Annotated in this window: 5 protein-coding genes; all 5 read left to right on the top strand. The window is 42.0% G+C overall.

The genetic code is table 11. The features are described 5' to 3' along the window. A partial coding sequence (devC, locus tag ACFE93_RS33395; RefSeq protein WP_375480220.1) for an ABC transporter permease DevC occupies positions 1-1029 on the top strand: 1029 nt, incomplete at its 5' end. A gap of 104 nt (positions 1030-1133) precedes the next feature. Continuing rightward, the gene (locus tag ACFE93_RS33390) at positions 1134-1886 is read left to right on the top strand and encodes a DevA family ABC transporter ATP-binding protein (protein WP_375480218.1); all 753 of its coding nucleotides are present in this window, start codon (positions 1134-1136) and stop codon (positions 1884-1886) included. 57 nt (positions 1887-1943) lie between these two features. Beyond that, positions 1944-2357, top strand: coding sequence for a nucleotidyltransferase family protein (locus ACFE93_RS33385; RefSeq protein WP_375480216.1), 414 nt, complete (start codon positions 1944-1946; stop codon positions 2355-2357). A gap of 515 nt (positions 2358-2872) precedes the next feature. After that, entirely contained in the window at positions 2873-6466 is a 3594-nt protein-coding gene (gene nifJ, locus ACFE93_RS33380; protein ID WP_375480214.1) for a pyruvate:ferredoxin (flavodoxin) oxidoreductase, read from the top strand. 1211 nt (positions 6467-7677) lie between these two features. Continuing rightward, a partial coding sequence (locus ACFE93_RS33375; protein ID WP_375480212.1) for an integrin alpha occupies positions 7678-8132 on the top strand: 455 nt, incomplete at its 3' end.

The following is an 8132-nucleotide window of genomic DNA, read 5'->3' as shown; positions in this document are numbered from 1 at the left end:
AGTTTACCCGATTTTGTGGTTCAATTACCTGAAAATTGCTGTAATGCAGAGAAGGCCGGACAGATCATCAAAATTCATACGCGAGTCGGAGAAAAAATTAGTGATTCTGGCATTGCAGACTTAGTGCAAACAGACCAGATGATGGCAGTCGCAGAAGTTTATCAAACCGACATCGGTAAAGTGAAACTAGGACAAGACGCACTGATTAGCAGTCAGGCATTTGGTGGCGAACTGCGAGGAACCGTTGCCCAAATTGGTTTGCAGGTAAATAGACAAAACGTTAAACAGTTGTATCAAGTTCTGTTTGACCAGGCAGGTCGTCCAGAATACGGGGCAGTTGGCGATATATTAAAAAAAACAGGCAAATTTGACACGGAACTCAATAGTAAAGCCGTCTTTGTTAAAGGCTTGTTTACTGATGGAGCCTCCTTTGCTGCCGATGGTAATGTGATTACCAGTGACTCTACCTTTCTCCAATTATTCCCAGAACGTAAACCCGATCGCATCGAAGTTGGGTTAATTACGCTCAAACCAGATGCCGATTCTGAAACAGTGCGATCGCAACTTGTCAATGGACTACCTAAAGATGTCAGAGTCCTGACTCCAAAGGAGTTTGCCAAAGTAGAGAGAACTTACTGGGAAGCGGGTACTGGAATTGGTTTCATTTTCGGTTTAGGTACAGGAGTCGGGTTTATCGTTGGCATTGTGATTGTCTACCAGATCCTTTACTCTGATGTTTCTGACCACTTACCAGAATACGCCACCCTCAAAGCAATGGGATACACCGATAACTATCTCTTGGGAGTCCTAATTCAAGAAGCATTGTTATTGGCTATCTTAGGTTTTCTGCCTGGATTCATCCTTTCATTTGGATTATATCAAGTCACCTATGCTGCAACAATGCTTCCCATTTTCATGAAAATGGAACGGGCGATCCAGGTTTGGATTTTGACCGTGATCATGTGTAGTGTTTCTGGGGCGATCGCAATGCGAAAACTACGATCTGCTGACCCTGCTGATGTTTTTTAGTTGAAGGTGGTATTGGACATGGGGCGGTTATTGTTCTTATCTCCCTTGTCTGCACTCCCCGCTTGAACTGTAGTCTATTCATCTAACACTCTTTATAAAATCCTATGTTGCAAAAATCTTTACCAGTAAATTCCAACTCAACGCTTTCTGCTTCAGAATCCGTGATTTCTATCAGTAACCTCAACCACTACTTTGGTGAAGGTGCGCTTCGTAAACAAGTATTATTCAACATTAATTTGGAGATTAACGCTGGGGAAATCGTAATTATGACTGGCCCCTCAGGATCGGGGAAAACTACCCTATTGACCCTGATGGGTGGACTGCGTTCTGCTCAAGATGGTAGTCTCAAAATCTTAGGGGAGGAAATTCGTGGTGCTAAAAAGCTGCAATTAACAAAGCTTCGCCGCCAGATTGGCTATATTTTCCAGGCGCATAACTTGATGACTTTTTTGACAGCGAGAGAAAATGTGCGAATGTCTCTAGAGTTGCATGACGATTTTTTGAATCAGGATATCGACGCCAAAGCGATCGCCATTTTAGAAACTGTCGGTTTAGCGGATCGTGTAAATTATTACCCAGAAAAACTATCTGGAGGGCAAAAACAACGGGTAGCGATCGCTCGTGCTTTAGTTAGCCGTCCTAAGATTGTTTTAGCAGATGAACCCACTGCTGCACTCGATAAAAAATCTGGGCGCGATGTCGTGGAAATAATGCAGAAGCTAGCCAAAGAACAAGGTTGTACAATTTTGCTAGTTACCCACGATAACCGCATCCTCGATATTGCCGATCGCATCATTTATATGGAAGATGGTCAGTTGAAGACCGATGACACAGATACCACTACCACAAAGAAATAATATTATTTTAGGACTTAACAGTATTAAATAAAGATATGGACGCAATAATGACCAACGATGGAAATCCAACAATCGCCGCAATTCATCAACCATATTGTTTCAAGTTTGCGGTCAATTGAAGGAATTACAGCGATCGCACTGGGTGGTTCACGGGCACGGGGAAACCATAATAACAAGTCAGATGTGGATTTGGGGATTTATTACAATCCAGAAAATCCGCCCGATTTAATTGCTCTAAATCGTCTCGCCTGTGAGCTTGATGATAACCATCGCGTAAATTTGATTACTGCGATTGGTGAATGGGGAAAGTGGATTAACGGCGGCGGTTGGCTTGTGGTGGAAGGTGTAGGTATAGATTTTATCTATCGCGATTTGGCGAATGCAAAATCAATAAATGAGGCAATCGCGATTATTGAGGCGATTGAAGATGATTTGAGTCAATGGTATGGAAATCAGCGATTAGCGATGTAATTTTTATTGCCATCTGACTTCTGTTGCTATGCGATTGAAAGTGATATTTGACCATCGTACAAAATAGTCCGAAGACTGCGTAGGTTTTGCTTAAAAAACAACTTCAGTGTAAGTTGATTGAGTAGTAACTTAGACGCAACATTTTTAGTGCTTTGTTGGGTTTCATAACTTTCAACCAACCTACAAATTTTCTTAACCGAGCAGAATTGTTCCCGACCCTATACCCCAGAAAAAAGAATAAATTATTTTAAAGTGTTATCAAATAAAGACTTTGGTCTTTGAGTACATTATTAATACATATTAATAGATGCAGTATTGCGGATGCGATATTAATAGATGCAGTATTGATGGAAAGTTAATTTAAGAGCCTAAAGCTATCCTTTAAACACGAAATAAATCCTACTGAGAAATCTTTAATGCAGATAATATACTCACTTTCTAGTACTGGCTATTTCTGATTCTTATATTCACGTGTTCTGATCATGCAGCTTAGAGGCGGGGACAAAAATCATATTATGAACAAGACCTTTGCAACTATCGATGGGAATGAGGCTGTCGCCCGTGTTGCTTACAAATTAAATGAAGTGATTGCCATTTATCCCATCACCCCCTCTTCAGCGATGGGTGAATGGGCAGATGCTTGGTCAGCAGAAGGTCGTCCTAACCTTTGGGATACTATTCCCAGCGTCGTGCAGATGCAGAGCGAAGGTGGAGCCGCTGGTGCTGTGCATGGGGCTTTGCAAACAGGTTCTCTGAGTACTACCTTTACGGCATCTCAGGGATTATTGTTGATGATACCCAACTTCTACAAAATTGCTGGTGAGTTGACTAGCGCTGTGGTTCACGTTGCAGCCCGTTCCTTGGGTACTCATGCTTTATCAATTTTTGGCGACCATAGCGACGTAATGGCAGCTCGGGCGACTGGTTTCGCCCTGCTGTGTTCTGCTTCGGTGCAGGAAAGTCAAGATTTTGCTCTCATCGCCCATGCTGCTACCCTAGAGGCGCGAGTCTCCTTTATGCACTTCTTTGACGGCTTTCGCACATCACATGAAGTGCAAAAAGTAAAACTGCTCTCAGATGACGATTTGCGATCGCTCATCCACGATAACTTAATACTCGCCCACCGCAGCCGCGCCCTCACCCCAGATCGTCCCGTATTGCGCGGTACTGCTCAAAACCCCGATGTCTACTTCCAAGGACGTGAAGGCGCTAACCCTTATTACAACGCCTGTCCAGAAATTGTCCAACAGATCATGGATGAATTTGGCGAACGCACGGGAAGGCATTATCAAATCTATGAATATTACGGTGCTAAGGATGCCGATCGCGTTATTGTTCTTATGGGTTCGGGCTGTGAAACCGTCCATGAAACAGTAGATTACCTTAACGCCCGTGGTGAAAAACTTGGTGTAGTCAAAGTGCGACTTTACCGCCCCTTTGATATCCAAAGGTTTGTTGCAGTATTACCAACTAGTGTAAAAGCGATCGCTGTTCTTGACCGTACCAAAGAAGCAGGTAGCGCTGGTGAGCCTCTCTATCTTGATGTAGTTGCAGCTTTGTATGAGGGGTGGGGAGTAGGGGAGAAATTAGAATTAGATTCCCCTCTGCCTAAAATCATTGGTGGTCGTTACGGTCTTTCTTCCAAAGAATTTACTCCGGCGATGGTGAAGGGCATTTTTGACAACCTTGCCCAAGCTAAACCAAAAAATCACTTTACGATTGGGATTAATGACGACGTTAGTCATACTTCTTTGAGCTTTGACCCTAATTTCTCTACAGAATCGGATAATGTTGTTCGGGCAATGTTCTATGGGTTGGGTGCTGATGGTACTGTTGGCGCTAACAAAAACTCTATCAAGATTATTGGTGAAGAAACCGACAATTACGCCCAAGGCTACTTTGTCTACGATTCCAAGAAATCTGGCTCAATGACCGTTTCTCACCTCCGCTTCGGTAAAGAGCCAATTCGCTCCACCTACCTAATTGATCAAGCCAACTTTATTGGTTGTCATCATTGGGGATTTCTGGAACGCATAGATATTTTGAAGGCTGCTATTCCTGGGGCGACTTTACTGCTTAACAGTCCATATAATGCAGATACCGTCTGGGAAAATTTGCCGTTGAAGGTGCAGCAGCAAATTATCGCCAAGCATTTGAAGTTATATGTAATTAATGCTAGCCAGGTTGCCCGTGAAAGTGGCATGGGTGGCAGAATTAACACGATTATGCAGGTATGCTTCTTTGCTTTAGCGGGTGTCTTACCACAAGAAGAAGCGATCGCTAAAATCAAACAAGCGATTGATAAGACTTACGGTAAAAAAGGTGCAGAAGTTGTCCGCATGAACTTGCAAGCTGTAGACAATACCTTAGACAACTTACATAAAGTAGATATCCCACAGACAATCCCCACTTTTAACTCCTGTACAGACGCGATTAATCGCGTCTCTACTCTTAACTCTGCTCCCGAATTTGTGCGAGAAGTTTTGGGCAAAATCATGGTGTGGGAAGGTGATGATTTACCTGTTAGCACACTACCAGTTGATGGTACTTTTCCTGTAGGTACTGCCAAGTGGGAAAAACGTAACGTTGCCGAAGAGATACCTGTATGGGAGCCGGATGTCTGCATACAATGTGGTAAGTGCGTCATGGTTTGTCCCCACAGTGCCATCCGTGCCAAAGCTTATCAAGCCGATGAGTTAGTTAATGCACCAGAAACCTTTAAGTCAACTGGTGCAAAAGATAAAGACTTTGCCAATCAAAAATTTACCATTCAAGTTGCCCCAGAAGATTGCACGGGATGCACGATTTGTGTAAATATTTGCCCTGCTAAAAATAAATCTGAGCCATCGCTGAAAGCGATTAATATGGCACAGCAGTTGCCATTGCAAGAACAAGAGCGGAAAAACTGGGATTTCTTTTTGAGTTTACCTAATCCTGACAGACGATCGCTAAAATTAAACCAGATTCGCCAACAACAACTGCAAGAACCATTATTTGAATTCTCTGGTGCTTGTGCAGGTTGTGGTGAAACACCTTATTTGAAATTATTAACACAATTGTTTGGCGATCGCGCCGTCATCGCCAATGCTACAGGTTGTTCCTCAATTTATGGTGGTAATCTCCCCACAACACCTTGGACAACTAACGCCGAAGGACGCGGCCCGGCGTGGTCTAATAATTTATTTGAAGATAACGCCGAATTCGGTTTTGGCTTCCGTCTGTCCCTGGACAAACAAGCTGAGTTTGCGGCGGAATTGTTACAACAGTTGGGGAGTGAAATAGATGAAAACCTTGTCTGCTCCATCCTAAAAGCTGAACAAAAATCTGAAGCTGACATTTGGGAACAGCGCGAAAGGATAGAACTGTTGCAGCAAAAGTTAGATGAAATTGTCACTTTCGACCCCAATCTCAAATCCAAAATCCAAAATCTCAAATCCCTTGCAAATTACTTGGTGAGAAAAAGTGTCTGGATTGTTGGCGGTGACGGTTGGGCTTATGATATTGACTTTGGCGGTATCGATCATGTTATTGCTAGTGGTCGAAATGTCAACATTTTGGTGATGGATACAGAAGTGTATTCTAATACAGGCGGTCAATCTTCCAAAGCTACGCCACGAGCAGCAGTTGCTAAATATGCCGCCAGTGGTAAGCCTGCACCAAAAAAAGACTTAGGGATGATTGCCATGACCTACGGAAATGTCTACGTAGCGAGTGTAGCCCTTGGTGCTAGAGATGAACATACCCTGAAAGCATTTCTGGAAGCAGAAGCTTATAATGGCCCATCACTGATTATTGCTTATAGCCATTGCATCGCCCACGGCATTAATATGACTACAGGGATGAATCACCAAAAAACTCTGGTAGAATCAGGTCGTTGGTTGCTGTATCGGCATAATCCAGAGTTGCTTAACCAGGGTAAAAATCCATTGCAATTGGATATGCGATCGCCTAAGCAATCTGTAGAAGATTCCATGTATCAAGAAAATCGCTTCAAGATGCTGACCAAGAGCAAACCCGACGTTGCCAAACACTTGTTAGAACAAGCCCAAGCTGAAGTAGATGCACGTTGGCAAACGTACCAATTTCTGGCAAAACGCGATATTCTCTGAACATTAACCCTAATTTTAGTTATAAAAATTGCGACTTGAGTTACTCAAGTCGCAATTTTCGTTACAAAAAACCATTTTTTTGTTACAAACATCAGAATTTTCGTTACAACAAACCATTTTAGTTACTAAATTCATTATTTTTGTTACAAACATTATAAATTTTGTGAGAAAAAAACTATTTTGGTTAGTAAAATTGTTATTTTCGTTACAAACATAGAAATTTTTGTTACAAAATCACCATTTTAGTTACTAACACTGTGGTTTAAGTTGTATTAAACCACAGTATTAATCAACAAACACGCAAATATGGGGTTTAATTCCTCAATCCAATCTGTAAAAAAGAGTGCAATGTCTACGACAGACTGTGACGCAAGAATGTAAGAGCAGATTGCAGACAAGATTCACTAACGCTTCTCGACAAAAGGCTGCACCTAGCTTACTTGGACGTAGGAGCACGCTATCGCTGACACAAAAACTTAATATAGCACTTCCTAAAATTCACTCTAACTTTATCAGAATCATACCCAGCCTCTTGACAATGCTTAAATCTTTATAAGAGTATTTAAGTGATTTAACGGTTATTAAAGTAATTTTTATTTACAAAATCAAATAGGTTACTAGCTGACACCAAAAGACTGCTTGTAATTCGCGATTAAATTTCCTAATTACAAATTACAAGCTGACAAATTATTCAATTATCGCTATCGCTTAGATGTGGCTATAGAAAGGTATTAAAGAGGGTAAGCGGGGAAATAGATATGCAAATCAATTTTAGAAGAGAGCAGGTGCGTAGGCGTAGCCCGTCGTAGACATTGCACAACCTATAACGCAGTCACAAATTGGCAATGTAATGTCAGTGAGAGAAAGGTGAAGAGAGGAAATTGTCTTAATATTTTTCACAATAATTCCATTTGAGTAGCTTGGTACTCAGCCTTCTAGGCTAGCTTGGTGTCAATAAGCCACCCTTATGAAATGTTTAAAACCTTTATGCAATGGAAATGACAAATTACAAATTATGCCTTGCGGTACTAGTGGTCTGTCAATTTTAACTTAATGAGTAAGCAAGTTTGTGGTCAAGATAGTCCTTATTTTCTAAGCTTTCTGAGCACTGAAGTACTCACTACAAACTTTCAAAACTAGTTTGACAAAGTACTAGTGTCTTTGATTGTAACTAACGACAAAATAACTCATAAAAACTAATATTAGGAGAAATGATGGCAAATTCAGTTTTTAACCTCTCTGACCTCAACGGCACTAACGGCTTTGCGATCAACAGTATCAATCCAAATGATCTTTTAAGCACTTCTGTAAGCAGTGCCGGAGATATTAACGGCGACGGCATCGACGACCTGATTATTGGGACAGATGTTGCCTCTCCCAACGGCAAGAATTCGGGGCAGAGCTACGTGGTATTTGGCAGCAAGAAAGGTTTTAATGCCCAACTTAAAGTTTCTACCCTCAACGGCACTAATGGCTTTACCATCAACGGCATCAATCCAGGTGACTTCTTAGGCAGGCCTGTCAGCAATGCCGGAGACATCAATGGCGACGGTTTTGACGACCTGATTATCATGGCAAAGGGCGCCTCACCCAATGGCAAGAATTCGGGGCAGAGCTACGTGGTTTTTGGCAGCAAGAAAGATTTTAGTGCCAGCTTTGACCTCTC

Origin of the sequence: uncultured Nostoc sp. (assembly GCF_964247315.1) — a bacterium.
Classification (GTDB): Bacteria; Cyanobacteriota; Cyanobacteriia; order Cyanobacteriales; family Nostocaceae; genus Nostoc.
The sequence above is the reverse complement of the archived record's forward strand: the minus strand, read 5'-3'. Positions and strand labels throughout refer to the sequence as shown.